We start from the raw sequence: 18,900 nt of genomic DNA, 5'->3' as shown, positions 1-18,900 counted from the left end.
GTACGGGCAGCGGTTCAGGGTCTGGTGACCGAGGAGACCGGCATCATGCCGACCGGGTCGTAGCGCACCGGGGCGCCCGGGTGGGGCGCGTGCACGACTTGGCCGCCGCCCACGTACATGCCCACGTGGCTGGCGTCGTCGCGGTAGATCACCAGGTCGCCGGGGCGGGCCTGGCTCAGTGGCACCTGCCGGCCCGCCGAGCGCTGGGCCTGCGAGGTGCGCGGGATGGAGGTGCCCGCCTGCTTGTAGGCCCACTGGGTCAGCCCGGAGCAGTCGAAGGAGCCCGGCCCGGCCGCTCCCCAGGCGTACGGGCGTCCGACCGCCGACTTGACGGCGGCGACAGCGGCGGCGGCGCGCTCCGAGGACGGCTTGGCGCCGCCGAGGTCGACTCCGGCGGCGCTCTTGGCCCGGTGGCCGTCGCGGTTGGCGCGCTGTTCGGGGGTCAGCCGGTCGAGCAGCCGTCGGGCCGCCGCGAGCTTCTTCTGGATGTCCTTCTTCTGCTGTTCGAGGGACCTTTGCAGTCCGTCGAGCCGCTCGAGCTTCGCGGCCGCCTCGTTGCGCTGCTGTGCGAGGTGGCGCTGGGCCGACTGGAGCTGGCGCAGCCTGGCCGCCTGGCGGCTGCCGATGCGGTCGAGAGTGGCGGCCTTGTCGAGGTAGCTGTCGGGGTCCTCGGTGAGCATCAGGGCCACGGCCGGGTCGAGGCCGCCCGAGCGGTACTGGGCGCCCGCGAGGGAGCCGAGGGAGTCGCGCAGCCGGTTGACCTTGGCCTGGCCGCGCGCGACGCCGTCCTGGGCGTTGGCCACCTGCTCGCGCAGCTTCCCGGCACGCTCCGCCACCCCGTTGTACTTCTCCGTCGCGACCTCCGCCTCCTCGTAGAGCCGGTCGATGCGGGAGTTGAGGCCGGCGGCGGACGGCTGGTCGTCGGGCTTGGCGCCCGCCGGCGCCGCGGGGACGAGCGCGGCGGCCGCGCCCGCGGCGGCGGCCGACAGCACGGTGACCCGCGCTGGCCAGCCCTGCCCGGGCTGAGGGGTACGTCGAGGGGACCGGTGCGATGCCACTGGAGGAGGCGTTCCTTCCGCTAGGCGACTTGCGCCCGCAGAATGTAGCCGTGCCCATACAGGGGACAAAGGACCGTGGGAGCCTTGTAAGTCCTGCTCCGCGCCTCGGCGTTCGCCGATCGCGCAGGTCACCGGCCGGGTGCGGGGGTCATCCGCACCCGGGTGGGTTCACTCGGACGAAGGACGTTTAGCGGTCATCACACTGGCTGCTGATCGGGGGGGGGGAGCCCGTGACCCGGTGGCGGGTCAGCCCACCCGGACGCCGAACTGGAAGGGCATGTTGCCCATCGACTCGTAGCGCACGTTGGCACCGGGCTTGGGGGCGTGCAGCACCTGGCCGTTCCCCGCGTAGAGGCCGATGTGGTGCAGGTCGCTGTAGAACAGCACCAGGTCGCCCGGCTTGAGCTGGCTCTGACTGCCGATGCGGGTACCGGCGTTGGCCTGCGCCTGGGAGGTGCGCGGCAGCGAGACACCCGCCTGCTTGTACGCCCACGAGGTCAGCCCGGAGCAGTCGAAGGAGCTGGGTCCTGTGGCGCCCCACACGTACGGGCTGCCTATCTTGCCCTTGGCGGCGGCCAGCGCGGCGGCCGCACGGCCCGAGCCGGGCGGGAGCTTGCCCAGGTCGGCGCGGTCGCTGGAGGCGCGGTCGGCGCGCTCCTGCTTCTCGGCGAGCTTCGCCTTCTCCTTGGCGGTCAGCGTGTTGAGCAGCCGCTGGGCCTCGGCGAGCTTGCCCTGGATCTCCTTCTTCTTCTCGCCGAGCTCCTTGCGGGTGCTGGAGAGGTCCTTCAGCTTGCCCGCGGCCTCCTTGCGCTGCTGCGCGAGGCTGCGCTGCTTGGCCTGGATCTTCTTGAGCGCGCTGGCCTGCTTGGTGCTCAACTGGTCCATGGCCGAGGCCTTGTCCAGGTAGTTGTCCGGGTCGGACGAGAGGAAGAGCTGCAGCGAGGGGTCGATGCCGCCGGAGCGGTACTGCGCCGTGGCCATCGAACCGAGCTTGTCGCGCATGCTGTTGAGTTCGCCCTGGCCCCGCGCGACGCTGTCCTGGAGGTGCTCGACCTCCTTGGAGAGCTTGGACTGCTTCTCCTTGGCGCCGTTGTACTTCTCGGTGGCCGCCTCGGCGTCCTCGTAGAGCTTGTCGACCTTCTCCTTGACGTCCTTCTTGGAGGTCTGCGGGTCGGCGTGCGCCGCCTGGGAGGTGAGAGCGACAGCCGCTGCAGCGGTCATGGTGAAGACGCTGACACGTGCGCGACTCGGCTGCTTGGGACGACGGTGGGACGCCACTGGGGCGAGCTCCTTCTTCCTCAGCCGCCTGCCGGTCTGGTCATCTCCGGCTCCGCGTCACGGGACTGGGCGATCCCGGTCGGGCAGAACGAGGCGGGCCTCCGCTGTCACCCCGGATAGGTGATCAACCGAGCGAAGGTTCGGGCCTGAGATTAGCCACGCGTAGTGATCCGATCAAATCCCTCAGGAAAAAAGGCGTCTCACAGCCGCATTCTTTACCCGGCGTCAACGCACGGCGAGCGTTGCCTCACACATCGCTACCTCTCCCGGGGCACCACGACCCGGATGTCCTTTATGTGCAGAGGAGTTGAGGTCAAGCGCGGAGACGGGTCAGCTCCGGGCGAGCCGCTTGAGGAGGAGCGTGGAGGCCACGGGCCTGGCCCCGGCCGCCGCACAGCCGTCGGCGACCTCGCGGTCGCTGGAGACCACCACCACCGCACGGCCCGGCGGTTCGGCGCGCACCAGGCGGCGGATCAACTCGTCCGCGGTCTGGCCCGGTTTGGAGAAGAGCACCCGCACTCCGCGCGGCGGCGCCAGCAGAACGGGCGCGGCGAGTTCAGCACCGTCGAACACACAGGTGACCTCGGCGCCCGACTGCGCCGCCAGCACCGCGAGCCCGCCCAGCAGCCGCAGCCGCTGCTTCTCCAGCGGCAGCGCGGGATAGCCGGTCTTGGTGACGTTGTAGCCGTCCACCACCAGATGGGCCTGGGGCAGCGCCAGCAGTTGGTCCAGCAGCGCCGGATCGGTCTCCGAAAGCGCCCGCGCCGCCACGTCCTTGGCCGACATCCGGCCCGGCTCCACCGCGTCGACGGTGTCGGCGGGACGGGTCTCGGACGGCGGCAGCGCCAGTTCCCTGCGCAGCCCCTGGGCCGCGTCCAGCACCGTGTCGAGGAGGAGACGCACCCGCATGTCCTCCACGCTGCGGCCCTCGCGTGCCGCGCGCCGCCCGGCCTCCAGGGCCGACTCGGTCTCGGCGAGGCGGGATTTGAGCCGCCGCACCTCGCTGTCCAGCGCCGCCTTCTCCGTACCGGCAGCGGACCGTACCGCGTCCAGCTCCTCCTGGAGCTTGCGCAGTGACGCCTCGCGGCGGCGTACATCGGCCTGCGCGCTGCGCAGCTTGCGCTGGGTGCCGTCCAGCTCCTTGCGCAGCGACTCCAGCTCGCGGCGCCCCCGCTCGGCCTCGTCCCGGGCCGCGCCCTTGGCGTGCGAGAGCTCCTCACGCAGCCGGGCCAGCTCCCGCTGGGCCTCTTCACCGGCCCGCTCGGCCTGGGCGCGCTGGGCCTCCTCGCCCGCCGCCGCGACCAGCTTCGCCCAGCCGGACGGGCGCAGGATGTAGGCGGCTGCCGCCACGTCCACGGGATCGGCTGCCGGGGGCGGGGAGCCCTCGTCGAGCGCGCCGGCCAGTTCGGGGAGCTGTTCGCGCACCCGGGAGGCGATGCGCTGCCGGAAGACCGCGTCGCTCTCCAATGCGGCCGCCATGGCGTTGCCGCCGAACTTGGCGCGGCGCTGCGGGGTGAAACGGGCATACTGCCGCAATGGCGGGGGAAGTTCGGCGATGGTCAGTCCGCCGAGGGCGTCCCCGGTGACGGCGACCACCCGCCGCCGCACCTTCTCCGGCAGCGGCCGCTCCAGGCTCTCGCCCTCGTCGTCCGGCGCCTGGTCGTCCGGCGCCTGCTCGTCCGGTGCCTCGGTGCTCGGCGCCTCGCCGTCGCGCGGTGCCTCGGCGTCCGGTGTCTCGGCGCCCGCGTGCTCCGCGCCGGAATCCGCGGCGCCCGGTCCCGCAGCGCCCGGTCCCGCAGCGTCCCGGCCCTCCGTGCCGGAGTCCGGGCCCTGGTCCGGTTCCGGGGCGTGGTGCGGCCCGGCGGAGGGGTGTCCCTCGGCGCTGCCGGGGTCCGGCCGGGCCGCCGGGCCCTCAGCCGCCGCGCGGGCAGCGGGCCCGGTTTCCTTCCCGGCAGCCGGTTCCGGCTGCCGAGGGTCGCCGCCCGTCCGTTCCTCCACCGGTCACACCTGCCGTCTCTGAGCCCTGAGCCCTACACCTGAGCGCTGGGCCGGTCCACCAGTTCGACCTGGTCCACGGCGTTGCACCATCTGCAGCGCACGGACTCGATGCTCTCACTGAGCACCTCCCGCTCCTCGACCGTCGGCGCTCCCGCCAGGTCCAGATGGACGTACTCGACCACCTTGCTGGAACGTGTCACGTCGAACCGGGTGAGATTGCCGCACAGGGTGCAGCGCCAGCGGGTCTCGGCCGTCGGCGTGGGGACCGCCATCGTCTCGTCCTCGTTTCCTGAAGGTCGAAGGGTCTCGGTGTCGAAGGGTCTCGGTCTGTCGCTGCCGCGGACACGTCACAGACACGCGGCGCGGGGTCACGTCCCGTAAACCCTACGGCCTGGGACCGTCCGCCCGCCTCCACGTGTGTCGAGGAGCATGCCCTGGGGCCGGACGGTCCATGATCCGGTCATGGACGGCACCGACGCCCAGCGCCCCGGCCGCGCCGACGCCCCGTCTCGGGACCCCGGCGGGCATCCGCACCCGGCCCGGCCCCTGATGACGTACGCCCTGATCGGCTGCTGCTGCCTGGTCTTCCTGATCGGCCCGGCCTCCGGCCTCGTCCCCTCCTACGGTACGGGGCGGGCTCTCCAGGAGGCCAGGTCGGCCTACTTCAACCAGTGGGGCGTGGTGCCCCGCACGCTGCTGAGCGGTGCCGTACGCCCGCTCGCGGCACCGCTGACCGCGCTGTTCCTGCACGGCAACTGGCTGCATCTGCTCGGAAACCTGCTCTTCCTGTTCGTCTTCGGCGGACCGGTCGAGCAGCGCATGGGCCCGGTGCGCTTCGCCCTCTTCTATCTGGGCACCGGATATGTGGCCATGCTCTGCTACGCGGCGGCGCACCCGGCCTCCGGTGAGACGCTGGTCGGCGCCTCCGGTGCGATCTCCGCGGTGCTGGGCGCCTTCCTCTATCTGCACCCGCACGCCCGGGTGACCAGTGTCTTCCCCTTCCTCTACTTCCTCCCGCTGCGCTTCCCCGCCTGGGTGGTGCTCCTGTTCTGGCTGACCGTGCAGTGGCTGGCCGCCCGGCAGGACGGCGACGGGCCGGGCGTCGCCTACCTGGCCCATGTGGTGGGTTTCACGCTGGGCTTCCTGTATGCCTGGCTGTGCTACCGCCGGGCTAAAGTGACCGGGCCAACCCCGGCGTCAGAGGGAGAGACCCCACCGTGATCACTTCCATCGTCCTCATCCGGACGAGCACCGACCGCATCCCCGAGATCGCCGAGCAGATCGCCGCCATCGAGGGCGTCAGCGAGGTCTACTCCGTCACCGGTGCGCACGATCTGATCGCCATGGTCCGCGTCGCCCAGCACGACGACCTCGCCGACATCATCCCGGGCCGCATCAGCAAGGTGCCGGGCGTCGAGTCCACCGAGACCCATATCGCCTTCCGCACCTACTCCCAGCACGACCTGGAATCCGCCTTCGCCATCGGCCTCGACTCCTGAGGCGTTTCGCCGGAACGGCGCGGAATTCCGCCGGAACGGCGCGGAAGGGAGGATGACTCTCCCGGTGGGAGGGTCCATCGTTGTCCGCGTGACCGACGAACCCCTGCTGTCCATCGGGCAGTTCGCCCGCCTGGCCCGGCTCAGCGTCAAACAGCTGCGGCACTATGCCGACCTCGGCGTGCTGCCTCCCGCCCGGGTGGACCCGGCCACCGGATACCGCTACTACCGCGCCGGGCAGGCCCCCGACGCGCTGACCATCGGCCTGCTGCGCTCCCTGGACGTGCCGCTGCCCGTCGTGGCCGAAGTGCTGCGCGGGGAGCCGACCGCCCCCGGCGCGCTGGCCGCCGTACGCGACCGGCTCGAGGGCGAGCTCGCCCGGCGCCGGCACAGCCTCACCGCGCTGGAGCACATCCTGGAGCGGGGGCTGCCCAGCGCCGAGACCGCACACGTCGCCCTCCACGAGGAGGGTCCACAGCGCGTCGCCCTGGTACGGGAGGTCGCCACCTCGCCGTACGACATCGCGCGGGCCACCTCCCGCTGTGTGGCCCGGCTCCTGCCGCTGCTCTCAGGGGACGGCCCGCCCCAGCTCACCGGGCTGTTCCCGCTCGACATGGAGGAGCACGTTCCGATCTCGGTCGGGGCGGCGCTGGAGGACGGCGCCACCCTGGAAGACGGCGGCGCCGCTGTGTCCGAGTCCGTGACCGCCGAGCTGCTGCCGGGCGGGACGTTCGCCCGCGCGACGCATGTGGGCCCGTACGCGCAGATCCCGCTGACCGCACACGCGCTGCTGGCGTGGTGCGCCGAGCGCGGGCACGCCCCGGCCGGGCCGCTGCGGGAGGTCTACGTCGACGACCCCGCCACCACCCCACCCGACCGGCTCGTCACCCATCTGATGGTGCCGGTACGGGAGCGGGAGGCCGCCGGCTGACCGGGGCGAGGGACGACGGCTCAGTTCGCCGCGCCCCTGCGGGGGTCCGGGACGCAGCGGCCGTTCTCCGTACGGTAGGTCCAGCTCGCTCCGTCCCGCACCAACTGCCTGACGGCGCCGAGGAACCGGTCCACGTGCTCGTCCGGCGTCCCGGCGCCGAAGCTGACGCGGATCGCGTTGAGCGCGCGGGTCCCCCCGGACGCCCCCTCGGGAGCTCCGCACTCCCCCGGGGCGTCGCCCTGCTGCCCGAGGAGCGCGCGCAGCAGCGGATGGGCGCAGAAGAGGCCGTCGCGTACCCCGATCCCGTACTCGGCCGAGAGCGCCGCCGCGAAGTGGGAGCTGTTCCAGCCCTCCACGACGAAGGAGACCACGCCGACCTGGTCCGCGTCCTCGCCGAAGAGGGAGAGGACCCGCACCTCGGGGAGTTCGGCCAGTCCCTTGCGCAGCCGGGCCAGCAGCTCCTCCTCGCGGGCCACGAGGCGGTCGAACCCGGCCTCGGTCAGGGCCCGGCAGGCGGAGGCGACCGCGTACGCGCCGATCACGTTCGGCGAGCCCGCCTCGTGGCGGGCCGCGGTGGTGTGCCACTCCGCCTCCACGGTGCCGTCCGTGGTACGGGACACCCGACGGCTGGCGCCGCCGCCCGCCAGGTACGGCTCCGCCGCGCGCAGCCAGTCGGCGCGGCCCGCCAGCACTCCGGCGCCGAAGGGCGCGTACAGCTTGTGCCCGGAGAACGCCACCCAGTCCGCCTCCAGTTCCGACAGGCTGACCGGCCGGTGCGGGGCGAGCTGCGCGGCGTCCAGCACCAGGCGGGCGCCGTGCCGGTGCGCGGCGCGGGCCAGCTCACGCACCGGCCACACCTCCCCTGTGACGTTGGAGGCGCCCGTCACACAGACCAGCTTCGGCCCGGCGGGCGCCGCGTGCAGGGCCGACTCCAGCGTTGCGACGGCCTGTTCGGGCGACCGGGGCGCGTCCAGATAGGTCACGTCGCTGCCGCGGGCCTGCCACGGCAGGAGGGCGGCGTGGTGCTCGGTCTCGAACACGAACACCCTGGTGCCGGGCGGCAGCGCGGCGGCAAGAAGGTTGAGGGAGTCGGTCGTCGACCGGGTGAAGACGACCTGGTCGTCTGCACGGCAGCCGAGGAACTCGGCCACCGTCTGCCTGCTCTGTTCGAACAGGTCCGTCGACAGCTGGGAGAGGTAACCGGCGCCGCGGTGCACGCTGCCGTAGTACGGCGCGTACGCCGCCACGTCGTCCCACACCCGCTGCAACGCGGGGGCGCTCGCCGCGTAGTCCAGCGCCGCGTACGGGGTTTCGCCGCCGGTGACGAGCGGGACGTGCACCTCGCGGCCCAGCACGGGGAGCGGCTCGTCGGCGCGGGAGAGGGTACAGATGGGGGCAAATGTGGTGGTTGCAGACATGAGGGTACTCCGGCGAGGGGGTGGTATGGAGGCTCACGGCATCGCGGCGTCGTGGCAACGCGGCATCGCGGCGCCGTTGCATCGCGGCATGGCAATGCCGTACGTGCGCTGTTGCCTGACGGCGTGACAGGGGGAGCGTGACGGTGGCGGTGGGAGGCGGGCCCGGGCGCGGAAGAGTGCTGCTGCCCTTGGCCCTAGCGCATTCGCTTGCTCACAGAAGGCTCCCTCGTAGACCAGGACCCCTGGCGATGAGGGATCCGCGCTTGCCGTAGACCTCGCTGTCCTACGGCCTGGTCATCACCCGGGGCACCCCGCCACGGACGGAGGGTTGCCGGACAGCGGGCCGGGGCCTGGTCGCTGTCGCTCGTGACCTGGGCAGGAGTATGCCACACCATTCGCGGCCCCACCATTGCCCCATCCACCATGTGGACCTCCCCCTCACGGGGTGGCCCGCCGCGTTGTGGACGCACGCCCCCTTTGTGTCCCGGCTCACCGCCGAGTGGTCGTGTCGGGGGGCTCCTCCCCCAGCGCCCGTCCGGCGAGGACCCGGGGGTTTGGGGGCGGGAGCCCCCATGAACGGGAGGGAGTCAGAGGGCTGGGCCCTCAGCCATTGGAGGCGGCCTCAACCAATGGCGGCCGCGAGGCAAGGGTGGGCCCGCGAGGTGAGGGTGGAGGTGACCGAGGGGTGCGCCCCCAGGGGCGCAGCCACCACATCGGCGCCGGCCGCCCCAAGGCGGTCGGCGAAAAGGCCGGGCGCCAACAACCAGGCGGCGACGGCAACTCGGCGAGCGCCAGCACTCCGCAACCGCGCAACCTCCTCCGCGACAGCGGGCTCCGCGGTGGCGGCCCACGCCACCGGCACGGGCGCCCGCAGAAGGCGACCGAGCCGCCGAGCCATGGCGTGCGCCTCGGCCCGGGCACCGGCATCGGAGGACCCGGCGGCGGCAAGCACAACGGCGTCGCCCTCCCGGACCCCTGCCTCGGCGAGCCGGTCGACGAGCGCGGGCAGCAACGCGGGGTCGGCCCCCAGCGCGGGGGTCACCAGCACATCGTCGGCCCGCCCGGCGGCAGCCACCTGCGCGGGGATGTCGACCCGCACGTGGTAGCCGGAGGCGAGAAACGCGGGTATCAGGGTGACGGGACCGGGCAACCGGGAGAGGGCCTCGGCCACGGTCGGCCCCCGTACGTCCGCGTAGGCCACAGCGACCGGCTGCCCCAGCCGGGCCGCGACGCCGTCGGCCAGCTCCCGCACGGTGCGGACGCCGGCGAGGTGCCGGGTGCCATGGGCGACGAGGAGGACGGTCATGCGTCGCCCTCACACACGGCGGCGGGATCGAGGGCGATGCGGTAGCCGCGTTTGGTGACGGTCTGCACGACTGACGAGACCCCCAGCGAGGTGCGCAGCCGGGCGACGGCGGCCTCGACGGCGTGTTCGTCGGTGCCGCCGCCGGGCAGATAAGGCAGCAGGTCGGCGCAGGACATCACCTGGCCGGGGTGCCGGGTCAGGGCGCGGAGGATGGCCATGGGGCCGGGGCTGACGGGCCGCAGCTCGCCGTCGAGCAGCGCGGCGGAGCCGCGTACCTCCAGCGTGTGGCCTGCGGCGGGCAGCGTGGGCGCGGTGGCGGGGAGCCGTTCGCCGAGCAGGCGGACGAGAGCTCCGACGCGGAAGCGGTCCGGCCAGTACGCGGGGATGTCCCGGGCGAGCAGGGGCGCGGCCGTGACGGGGCCGACGCAGGCGGCCTGGGTGCGGTCGCGCAGCGCCCGGGTCAGTTCCTCGGCGGCGCCCTGTTCCTCGGCACGGGCGTAGAGCCCGGCGGCGGCCAGCGCACTGGTGAAGGTGACGGCGTCCACGCCGCCTGCCAGGACGCTGTCGATCAGGCGGTCGAGAGGGGCGGGGTCGAGGGGGCCCGTCCACCGGTAGACGGGCACCGGCACCACCTCGGCGCCGGCGCCCCGCAGCGCGTCGATGAAGTCGCGCAGCGGTTCACCGTGCAGTTGGACGGCGATCCGCAATCCGTCCAGGTCGTCCCGGGCGAGCAGGCGTTCGAGGACTTCGGTGGAGGACTCCGAGGCCGGGGACCAGGCCTCGCGGAGCCCGGCGGCGCGCAGCGCCCCGCACGCCTTGGGGCCGCGCGCCAGCACCTCGCTCCGGGCGAGGGCGGCGCGCAGGGCCTCGCCCTCGCCCCAGCCGTCGGCGGCCTCCATCCAGCCGCGGAAGCCAATACCGGTGGTGGCGACGGCCACGTCCGGCGGCCGGGCCACCAGCTCCTTGGTGGCGTCGCGCAGTTCCTCGTCGTCGGCGAGCGGGACGATGCGCAGCGCGGGCGCGTGGACGACCTCGGCGCCGCGCCGCTCCAGCAGCGCGCCCAGCTCCTCGGCCCGGCGCGCGGCCGTGACCGCGACGGTGAACCCCGCCAGCGGGGGAACGGTTCCCGTGCGGCTGAGCGACGGGTCAGGTGCCGACACTGCGTCTCCTCTCAGTGCTCTCGTGGGTGCTGCGTGTTGTTCATCCTCGCCCGACCAGCGTTTCGACCGTGTTTCGCCGGGCCGTAACCTCGATCACCCGGCCGGTCAGCCGGACCTCGTGGACGGGGAGCAGGACGGTCTCGTCGTCCAGGCAGCGGCCGGTCGCCAGCTCGAAGGTCTCCTTGCCGAGCGGTCCGGTCACGACGGGGACGCCGTCGCGGTCGCCGACGATGCCGTGACAGATCACGGGTGCCCCGCTGAAGGGGTCCAGATTCCCGACCGCGTGGATCTCGCCGGTGTGCAGCCGGAAGAGGGCGACGGCGGTGCCGTCCGGCAGCAGCGCGGCGCGGCCCTGCTCGACGGGGAGGGCGTCCAGCGGGCAGACGGCGGCCCACTCGTCGGCGGCGCCGGTGGCGGGGCCGGTGGAGTCGGCGGGAGCGGTGGAGCTGGTGGTCATGGTGGTCACGGAGGTCACCTTTCGGCTCGCGGGGACAGATGTCTTCATCGGGCGCTCGTGCCCTCGGCGGCGGGCAGGCCCGGCATGCCGAGGGAGACCGGCCCCGGCACCGGTACCGGCTGCTCCCGCTCGACGGCGAAGGAGATCGCCGGGTCGGGGGTCTCCGGGGCGTTGACGAAGGAGGTGAAGCGGGCCAGCTTCGCGGGGTCCTCCAGGACGCCGCGCCACTCGTCGTGGTAGTCGGCGACGTGCCGTTCCATGGCGGCGTCCAGCTCGGCGCAGATGCCGAGCGAGTCGTCCATGACGACGGCCCGCAGGTGGTCGAGGCCGCCTTCCAGGTTCTCCAGCCAGGCGGCGGTGCGCTGGAGGCGGTCGGCGGTGCGGATGTAGAACATCAGGAACCGGTCGATGGTGCGCACCAGCGTCTCGTGGTCCAGGTCGGACGCGAGGAGTTCGGCGTGCCGGGGGGTGAAGCCACCGTTGCCGCCGACGTAGAGGTTCCAGCCCTGCTCGGTGGCGATGATGCCGAAGTCCTTGCTGCGGGCCTCGGCGCACTCACGGGCGCAGCCGGAGACGCCCGCCTTGAGCTTGTGCGGGGCGCGCAGCCCGCGGTAGCGCAGCTCCAGTTCGATGGCGAGGCCGACGGAGTCCTGGACGCCGTAGCGGCACCAGGTGGAGCCCACGCAGGACTTCACCGTACGGACGGCCTTGCCGTAGGCGTGCCCGGACTCGAAGCCGGCGTCGGTGAGCCGGCGCCAGATGGCGGGGAGCTGCTCGAGGCGGGCGCCGAGCAGGTCGATGCGCTGACCGCCGGTGATCTTGGTGTAGAGGCCGAAGTCGCGGGCGACCTCACCCAGCACGATGAGCTTGGCCGGGGTGATCTCGCCGCCGGGGACGCGGGGCACGACCGAATAGGTCCCGTTGCGCTGCATATTGGCCAGGTGGCGGTCGTTGGTGTCCTGGAGGCCGCCGCGTTCGCCGTCCAGGATATGGGTGCCGCTGTCGCGGGAGGCGAGGATCGCGGCGACGGCCGGCTTGCACACGTCGCAGCCCCGGCCGCGCCCGTGCTCGGCCACCAGCTGCGAGAAGGTGGTGATGCCGGTGGCCGCGACGATCTCGAACAGCTCGGCCCGCGAGTGGTCGAAGTGCTCGCACAGCGCCTTGGACTGCTCGACACCGGCGGCCTCCAGGAGCTGCTTGAGCGCGGGGACGCACGAGCCGCAGCCGGTGCCCGCCTTGGTGCAGGACTTCAGCGCGGGCACGTCGGCGCAGCCCTGCTCGGTGATGGCCTCGGTCAGCGCGCCCTTGGTGACGGCGTGACAGCTGCAGATCTGCGCGCTGTCCGGGAGTCCGGCGACACCGACTCCCGCGGCGCCGCCCTCGGACTGCGGCGCCAGCAGCACGGACGGGTCGGCGGGCAGGGCGCTGCCCACCAGCGGACGCAGCAGCGGGTAGCCGGAGGTGTCGCCGACCAGGATGCCGCCGAGCAGGGTCTTGGCGTCGTCGGAGACGACCAGCTTGCCGTAGGTGGCCGCGACCGGGTCGTTGAGGACGACTTCCAGGGCCCCGGGGGTGGTGGCGTGTGCGTCGCCGAAGGAGGCCACGCCGACACCGAGCAGCTTGAGCTGGGTTGCGGTGTCGGCGCCGGGGAAGCCGGCCTCGCCGCCCAGCAGCCGGTCGGCGACCGTCTCCGCCATGGCGTAGCCGGGCGCGACCAGGCCGAGGGTGCGCCCCTCGATGCAGGCGACCTCGCCCACCGCCCAGACAGCCGGGTCGGTGACGGACCGGCAGGTCTCGTCCACGACGACGCCGCCGCGCTCTCCCACCTGAAGGCCCGCCTCGCGGGCGAGTTCGTCGCGCGGCCGCACCCCGGCGGCGAAGACCACCAGGTCGGTCTCCAGGAGGGTGCCGTCGCTCAACTCCACGCCGGTGACCGCGCCGGTCTCCGGGTTGGTGAGGACCTGCTGGGTGCCGGTTCCGGTGTGCACGGCCACGCCCAGTTCGCCCACCATGCGGCCGAGCAGCGCGCCGCCGCCCGTATCGAGCTGGACTGCCATCAGGTGCGGTGCCATCTCCACCACGTGGGTGGTCAGCCCCAGCAGCCGCAGCGCGTTGGCGGCCTCCAGGCCGAGCAGTCCGCCGCCGACGACGACTCCGCGCCCGGTGGCGGACTCCTTGGCCGCCGCGCGGATGGCGTCGATGTCGTCGAGGGTGCGGTAGACCAGGCAGCCGGGCGCCGTGGAGCCGGGCAGCGGCGGTACGAACGGCCGCGATCCGGTGGCCAGGACCAGCGCGTCGTAGGGCACCCGCTCGCCGGACGCGGTGAGTACGGCGTTGGCGTCCCGGTCGAGTGCGGTGACCGGGTCGCCGAGCCTGAGGTCGATCCGCTCGGGGTCGTGCTCGGGCAGCCGCAGCGCGCTCTCGTCGGCGCCGTCGAAGCAGGAGGAGAGGGCCACCCTGTCGTAGGCGGGGCGGTGCTCCTCGGCGAGTACGGTGATCTCCCACTGCCGGTCCGTATCGCGGGAGTCGAGGGCCTCGACCAGCCGGTGGCCGACCATGCCGTGTCCGACGACGACGAGCTTGCGCGGGGTTTCGGATCGTGAGTTGGTCATGGGGTTCACCTCGGGGCGGTCGTGGCAGGGGTGTCACGGCTGGAGAGCGGGTCGGTCTCGGCGAGCCAGGCGGCGATCTTCTCGACGGCGCCGCGGCAGCCGCCGCAGCCGGTGGTGGCGCGGGTGGCGTCGGCCAGTTCGCGGGCCGAGCGGGCGCCGTCGTACCAGGCGGAGCGCAGGGCGCCCTTGGTGACGCTGTTGCAGCGGCACACCATGGCGTGGTCGGGCAGCGACTCGCCCGTCTCACCGGCGGTCTCGGGCGGCAGTGCCCGGCCGAGCATCAGGGCCAGCCGGTCGGAAGGGGCGGGGGCGCCCTTGTCGTAGAGCTGGACGAGGCCGGCGGCCGCGTCGGGCACCCCGAGCAGGATGGCGCCGGTGACCCGGTCGCCGTGCAGCACGAGTTTGGCGTAGCGCTCCCGGGTCGGGTCCTCCAGCCGCAGCACCTCGGGGCCGCCGTCGTCCGGGAAGTCGCCTGCGGCGGGCCCTTGCCCGCCCGGGCCGCCGCCTGCCGGGGCGTGCCCGGCGAAGCCGTCGTCGGCCACGAACGGGTCGCCCAGGCAGGCCAGTTCGATACCGGCCGCCTTCAGCCGGGTCACCCGCGGGCTGCCCAGGTAGCGCGCGTACGGGTCCTCGCCGGTGAGCCGGTCGGCCAGCACGGCGGCCTGCTCCCAGCCGGGCTGTACGAGCCCGGGCTCGGCGTCGGCGCAGTCGCCCAGCGCGTGGATGTCCGGGTCGGAGGTGGTGAGGGTGTCGTCGACGGCGATACCGGCCGGACCGGTCTCCAGGCCGCAGCCCTGGGCGAGCCCGGTCTCGGGCCGTGCGCCGGTGCACAGCAGCAGCCCGGCGGCGGGCAGCACGCTGCCGTCGTCCAGATGCAGCCCACGGGCCGGCTCCCAGCGCACCGCCATCACGCCCAGCCGCTGCTCTATGCCGGTACGCCGCAGCGCGCGGCCCAGTACCCGCCCGGCGGGCGCGTCCAGTTGCCGGTCCATCACATGCGGCGCCGGGTGTACGACGGTCACGGCCACCCCGCGGGCGACCAGGGCCCGTGCCGCCTCCAGGCCGAGGACGCCGCCACCGAGCACGGCGATCCGCGCGCCGACGGCGCGTGCCCGGTCGGCGAGGCGGCGCAGCCTGCGGGCGTCGGCGAGCGTGCGCAGCGCGGTGACGCCGCGTGCCAGTACCCCGCTCCCCTCGTCGGTGTCCTCGCGCAGCCCGGGCAGCGGGGGTATGACGGTACTGGCGCCGGTGGCCAGCACCAGCCTGTCGTACGGGAGTTGCCGTCCGTCGGCGGTGCTGACGGTGCGCGCGTCGCGGTCGATTCCGGTGACGGTCGTGCCGGTGGCCGGTGAGCCCTCGCCCGGCGGCTCCGGGGTCAGGTCGGCCTCCGTGAGCGAGCCGGACAGCAGCCCGGGCAGCAGTACCCGGTTGTAGCCGCCGACCGGTTCTGCGCCCAGTACGGTCATCCGCACCCGCCTGCTGGTCGGGTCGCGCCGCAGCGTCTCCTCGTACAGCCGCGCGCCGACCATGCCGTTGCCGACGACCACGACGTTCAGGGCCCGGTTCACACGGCCTCCTCGGGACTCATGACGCCTCCCCCGTCGGCACGCTCCAGCCGTACGGCGCTCAGCTTGAACTCCGGCATCCGGCTGACCGGGTCGAGTGCGGGGTTGGTCAGTGCGTTGGCCGCTCCCTCGCCCGGGAAGTGGAAGGGCAGGAAGACGGTGTCGGGGCGCAGGCTCGGCACACAGCGGGTGCGGGCCAGTACGGCTCCGCGCCGCGAGACGACCCGTGCGGCGTCCCCGTCGGCGAGCCCGGCGCGGCGTGCCGTGTCGGGGTGCACCTCGACGTACGGTCCGGGCGCCGCGGCCAGCAGTTCGGGCACCCGGCGGGTCTGCGCGCCGGACTGGTAGTGCTGCAACTGCCGCCCGGTGGTGGCGTACAGCGGGTGCTCGGCGTCGGGCAGCTCGGCGGCTTCCCGGTGTTCGACGGGCAGGAACCGGGCCCGCCCGTCGGGGTGCGCGAACCGGTCGAGGAAGAGCCTCGGGGTGCCGAGGGCTTCCGCGCCGTCGCGGGTGGCCTCCGGCTCGGGACCTCCGGCGGCCTCGCGTACGGAACCGCCGGTGCCCTCCCGTACGGGCCAGTACAAGGCCTCGCCCGCGTCCAGCAGCTCCGGTGCGGCGCCCGCGTAGTCGGCGGTGCCGCCTGCCGAGGCGCGGCGCAGCTCGTCGAAGACCGGCGCCGGGTCGGCGGGGAACTCGTGCGCGGAGCGGCCCAGCCGCACGGCCAGCCCGTGCAGCACCTCCAGATCGGTCCGCACGCCCGGCGGCGGGGCCTGGGCAGCGCGGCGCCGCAGTACGCGGCCCTCCAGATTGGTCATGGTGCCGGACTCCTCGGCCCACATGGTCACCGGCAGCACCACGTCGGCGAGTTCGGCTGTCTCCGAGCGCAGGAAGTCGGCGACGACGAGGAGGTCGAGCGCCCGCAGCCGCTCGACGGCGCGGCGCGCACGCGGCGCGGAGACGGCCGGGTTGGAGCCCATCACCAGCAGCGCGGCGGGGCCTTCCGGGGTGCCGAGCGCGTCCAGCAGCTCCCAGGCGCTGCGCCCGGCGCCGGGCAGCGACTCAGGGGTGACGCCCCAGATCCCGGCGATGTGTTCGCGGGCCGTCGGGTCCTCGATGTGCCGGTAGCCGGGCAGCTGGTCGGCCTTCTGGCCGTGCTCGCGGCCGCCCTGCCCGTTGCCCTGCCCGGTCAGACAGCCGTATCCGGAGCCGGGCGTGCCGGGCAGACCCAGGGCGAGGGCCAGATCGATCCAGGCGGAGACGGTGTCCACGCCCTTGCTGTGCTGTTCGGCGCCGCGACCGGTGAGGATGTGGGCGCGGCGGGCGCGGGCCAGCGCGGCGGCGGCGCGGCGCAGATCGGCGGCGGCCACCCCGGTCAGCCGCTCGGTCCGCTCCGGCCACCAGCGGGCCGCGCACTGCCGCACGTCCTCCCAGCCGACGGTGCGCTCCGCGCGGTAGGCGGTACGGTGCGGCGTGTCCAGGTGGCCCTCCACCAGCGCGACATGGAGCAGTCCGAGCGCCAGCGCGAGGTCCGTGCCCGGCGCCGGCTGGAGGTGGAGGCCCCCGCCGTCCAGCGCCGCCTGGGCCGTGGCCGTGCGGCGCGGGTCGACGACGATCAGCCGGGCCGGGTCGAAGTGGCCCATCAGCGGCGGCATCGTCTCGGCGGGATTGGCGCCGACCAGTACCACGGCCTCGGAGTCGTCCAGGTCGGTGACGGGGAAAGGGAGCCCGCGGTCGAGCCCGAACGCCTTGTTCCCGGCCGCGGCCGCCGACGACATGCAGAACCGGCCGTTGTAGTCGATCTGCGAGGTGCCCAGCGCGACCCGGGCGAACTTCCCCAGCGCGTACGCCTTCTCGTTCGTCAGGCCACCGCTGCCGAAGACCGCGACACTGTCCGCGCCCCGCTCCTCGCGCAGCGCCAGGAACCGCCGGGCCACCAGGTCCAAGGCCTCGTCCCAGGAGGCCCCGCGCAGCGGCGCGCCCTTGGTGTCCCGTACCAGCGGGGTGGTCAGGCGCTCGGGCGAGTCCAGCAGCTGCGCCGAGGTCCAGCCCTTCTGGCACAGGCCGCCCCGGTTGGTGGGGAACTCGCGCGGGGTGACGCTCAGCCGGGCCGGGCCGGACTCGGTCTCCGGGGTCAGGGTCATGGCGCACTGGAGGGCGCAGTACGGGCAGTGGGTGGCGGTACCGGTCGCGGTAGCGGCGCGGACGGGGGCCTCGGTCACCTCAGGCTCCTCGCTCGGCGGGCTCGGGCTGCGGCTCGGGCTTCGGCTGCTGTGCCCCGGTCGCCCGCCCCGCGCGTTCGGCCGCGGGGCGTCGTACGTAGACGGCCCAGGTCACGGCCAGGCACAGCAGGTAGAAGGCGAGGAAGCCGACGAGGGCCGGGGCCGCGTCGCCCGTCTGCCGGTACGCCTCGCGGAAGGCGAGGTTGATCGCGACGCCGCCCAGCGCGCCCACCGCGCCGGAGATGGCGATGACGGCACCGGACAACCGGCGTCCCTGGGTGCGGGCCTCGGCGGGATCGGCGCCCGCCTCCACGGCGCTCTCGGCCCGCGCGGCGTAGATGGCGGGGATCATCTTGTACGTCGACCCGTTGCCCAGCCCCGTCAGGACGAACACCGCCGCGAAGACCGCGACGAAGACGGGGAACGACCCGGCGTCGGAGGCGGCCAGCGCGGCCGCGGCACCGCACGCCAGCGCGAGGAACGACCACGCCGTCACCCGCGCCCCGCCGAACCGGTCGGCCAGGGCCCCGCCCAGCGGCCGGAACAGCGACCCCAGCAGGGGTCCGAGGAAGGTGAAGGCCGCCGCCTGCATGGGGCTCTTCCCGAACTGGTTCTGCAGCAGAAGACCGAAGCCGAAGCCGAAGCCGATGAAGGAGCCGAACGTCCCGATGTACAGCAGCGAGATGGTCCAGCAGTGCCGGTCCCGCACGGCGCCGCGGTAGGCACCGTAGTCGGTCCGGTTGGTGGCCAGGTTGTCCATGCCGCGCCACGCCAGCAGCGAGGCCAGCAGCAGAGCCGGGACGAACAGCAGCGTCAGCAGTTCCGGATGGGCGACCCCGGCGGTGGCCAGCACCGCCAGTCCGAGCAGCTGCACCGTGGCGACCCCGAGGTTGCCGCCGCCGGCGTTCAGGCCCAGCGCCCACCCCTTCTCACGCTCGGGGAAGAACCCGTTGATGTTCACCATCGAAGAGGCGAAGTTGCCGCCTCCGATACCGGAGACCGCCGCGCACAGCAGCAGCGCCCACAGCGGCGTCTGCGGCCGCTGCACCAGCACCGTCGCCAGCACGACCGGAACCAGCAGCGCCAGCGCCGAGCAGACCGTCCAGGTGCGTCCCCCGAAGCGGGTGACGGCGAACCCGTACGGCAGCCGCAGCAGCGCGCCCACCAGCGACACCAAGGAGACCAGCAGGAACTTGTCGTCCGGGGAGAGCTGGAAGCCCGCCTTCGGTGTCATGAACAACAGGAGCACCGACCACAGGCTCCACACCGAGAACCCGATGTGCTCGGCGAACACGGAGATCCACAGATTCCGCCGCGCGGTGCGCCGTCCCTCTCGCTCCCAGAACTCCGGGTCCTCGGGTTCCCATCGGGTGATCCACCGTGCGCTCACGTCGCCTCCTGT

Annotated in this window: 15 protein-coding genes and 1 riboswitch; of the genes, 3 read left to right on the top strand and 12 right to left on the bottom strand. The window is 73.7% G+C overall.

Going from position 1 to position 18,900, the window contains the following annotated elements; genetic code table 11:
* Positions 1–14: 14 nt before the first annotated feature.
* The 4 genes from HC362_RS24685 to HC362_RS24670 all read right to left on the bottom strand — a co-directional run bounded on the left by HC362_RS24685 (position 15) and on the right by HC362_RS24670 (position 4,606).
* The gene (locus HC362_RS24685; RefSeq protein WP_243086341.1) at positions 15–1,058 is read right to left on the bottom strand and encodes a C40 family peptidase; all 1,044 of its coding nucleotides are present in this window, start codon (positions 1,056–1,058) and stop codon (positions 15–17) included.
* A gap of 246 nt (positions 1,059–1,304) precedes the next feature.
* The gene (locus tag HC362_RS24680; protein ID WP_243086339.1) at positions 1,305–2,336 is read right to left on the bottom strand and encodes an NlpC/P60 family protein; all 1,032 of its coding nucleotides are present in this window, start codon (positions 2,334–2,336) and stop codon (positions 1,305–1,307) included.
* Between the two features lie 330 nt (positions 2,337–2,666).
* Complete coding sequence (locus tag HC362_RS24675; protein WP_243088799.1) at positions 2,667–3,968, bottom strand: NYN domain-containing protein; 1,302 nt, start codon at positions 3,966–3,968, stop codon at positions 2,667–2,669.
* A gap of 398 nt (positions 3,969–4,366) precedes the next feature.
* Complete coding sequence (locus tag HC362_RS24670) at positions 4,367–4,606, bottom strand: hypothetical protein (protein ID WP_243086337.1); 240 nt, start codon at positions 4,604–4,606, stop codon at positions 4,367–4,369.
* A gap of 277 nt (positions 4,607–4,883) precedes the next feature.
* Here HC362_RS24670 and HC362_RS24665 point away from each other — a divergent pair, with 277 nt between their 5' ends.
* From HC362_RS24665 to HC362_RS24655, 3 genes are all read left to right on the top strand, one after another.
* Positions 4,884–5,555: a rhomboid family intramembrane serine protease gene (locus tag HC362_RS24665; protein ID WP_243088798.1), complete on the top strand. Its 672-nt coding sequence runs from the start codon at positions 4,884–4,886 to the stop codon at positions 5,553–5,555.
* The gene (locus tag HC362_RS24660; RefSeq protein ID WP_209264831.1) at positions 5,552–5,833 is read left to right on the top strand and encodes an Lrp/AsnC ligand binding domain-containing protein; all 282 of its coding nucleotides are present in this window, start codon (positions 5,552–5,554) and stop codon (positions 5,831–5,833) included. Before HC362_RS24665 ends, HC362_RS24660 begins: the two co-directional genes overlap by 4 nt.
* An 88-nt stretch (positions 5,834–5,921) precedes the next feature.
* Positions 5,922–6,761, top strand: a complete 840-nt coding sequence (locus HC362_RS24655; RefSeq protein WP_243086336.1) for a MerR family transcriptional regulator — start codon at positions 5,922–5,924, stop codon at positions 6,759–6,761.
* Positions 6,762–6,781: 20 nt separating this feature from the next.
* Here HC362_RS24655 and HC362_RS24650 read toward each other — a convergent pair whose 3' ends face one another.
* The 8 genes from HC362_RS24650 to HC362_RS24615 all read right to left on the bottom strand — a co-directional run bounded on the left by HC362_RS24650 (position 6,782) and on the right by HC362_RS24615 (position 18,888).
* Positions 6,782–8,179, bottom strand: a complete 1,398-nt coding sequence (locus HC362_RS24650; protein ID WP_243086334.1) for an aminotransferase class V-fold PLP-dependent enzyme — start codon at positions 8,177–8,179, stop codon at positions 6,782–6,784.
* 254 nt (positions 8,180–8,433) lie between these two features.
* Positions 8,434–8,551, bottom strand: a riboswitch (SAM riboswitch).
* A 250-nt stretch (positions 8,552–8,801) separates the two neighbouring features.
* Entirely contained in the window at positions 8,802–9,485 is a 684-nt protein-coding gene (locus tag HC362_RS24645) for a CbiX/SirB N-terminal domain-containing protein (RefSeq protein WP_243086332.1), read from the bottom strand.
* The gene (locus tag HC362_RS24640) at positions 9,482–10,645 is read right to left on the bottom strand and encodes a uroporphyrinogen-III synthase (RefSeq protein WP_243086330.1); all 1,164 of its coding nucleotides are present in this window, start codon (positions 10,643–10,645) and stop codon (positions 9,482–9,484) included. The genes HC362_RS24645 and HC362_RS24640 overlap by 4 nt, the downstream gene beginning before the upstream one ends.
* Before the next feature lie 40 nt (positions 10,646–10,685).
* Positions 10,686–11,102, bottom strand: coding sequence for a nitrite reductase small subunit NirD (nirD, locus tag HC362_RS24635; protein WP_243088797.1), 417 nt, complete (start codon positions 11,100–11,102; stop codon positions 10,686–10,688).
* 44 nt (positions 11,103–11,146) lie between these two features.
* Complete coding sequence (gene nirB / locus HC362_RS24630; RefSeq protein ID WP_243086328.1) at positions 11,147–13,714, bottom strand: nitrite reductase large subunit NirB; 2,568 nt, start codon at positions 13,712–13,714, stop codon at positions 11,147–11,149.
* A 5-nt stretch (positions 13,715–13,719) separates the two neighbouring features.
* Positions 13,720–15,282, bottom strand: coding sequence for an FAD-dependent oxidoreductase (locus HC362_RS24625; protein WP_243086320.1), 1,563 nt, complete (start codon positions 15,280–15,282; stop codon positions 13,720–13,722).
* The gene (locus tag HC362_RS24620) at positions 15,279–17,498 is read right to left on the bottom strand and encodes a molybdopterin oxidoreductase family protein (RefSeq protein ID WP_279240133.1); all 2,220 of its coding nucleotides are present in this window, start codon (positions 17,496–17,498) and stop codon (positions 15,279–15,281) included. Before HC362_RS24620 ends, HC362_RS24625 begins: the two co-directional genes overlap by 4 nt.
* A gap of 1 nt (position 17,499) precedes the next feature.
* The gene (locus tag HC362_RS24615) at positions 17,500–18,888 is read right to left on the bottom strand and encodes an MFS transporter (RefSeq protein WP_243086318.1); all 1,389 of its coding nucleotides are present in this window, start codon (positions 18,886–18,888) and stop codon (positions 17,500–17,502) included.
* Positions 18,889–18,900 lie beyond the last annotated feature (12 nt).

Source organism: Streptomyces sp. 891-h (assembly GCF_022760275.1).
GTDB lineage: Bacteria > Actinomycetota > Actinomycetes > Streptomycetales > Streptomycetaceae > Streptomyces > Streptomyces spirodelae.
This window is presented reverse-complemented; position numbering and strand designations above follow the sequence as displayed.

Coding starts and splice junctions, on each gene's coding strand:
- nirD (WP_243088797.1), bottom strand. CDS start 11,102: ATGACCACCAGCTCCACCGCTCCCGCCGACTCCACCGGCCCCGCCACC.
- HC362_RS24665 (WP_243088798.1), top strand. CDS start 4,884: ATGACGTACGCCCTGATCGGCTGCTGCTGCCTGGTCTTCCTGATCGGC.
- HC362_RS24650 (WP_243086334.1), bottom strand. CDS start 8,179: ATGTCTGCAACCACCACATTTGCCCCCATCTGTACCCTCTCCCGCGCC.
- nirB (WP_243086328.1), bottom strand. CDS start 13,714: ATGACCAACTCACGATCCGAAACCCCGCGCAAGCTCGTCGTCGTCGGA.
- HC362_RS24645 (WP_243086332.1), bottom strand. CDS start 9,485: ATGACCGTCCTCCTCGTCGCCCATGGCACCCGGCACCTCGCCGGCGTC.
- HC362_RS24670 (WP_243086337.1), bottom strand. CDS start 4,606: ATGGCGGTCCCCACGCCGACGGCCGAGACCCGCTGGCGCTGCACCCTG.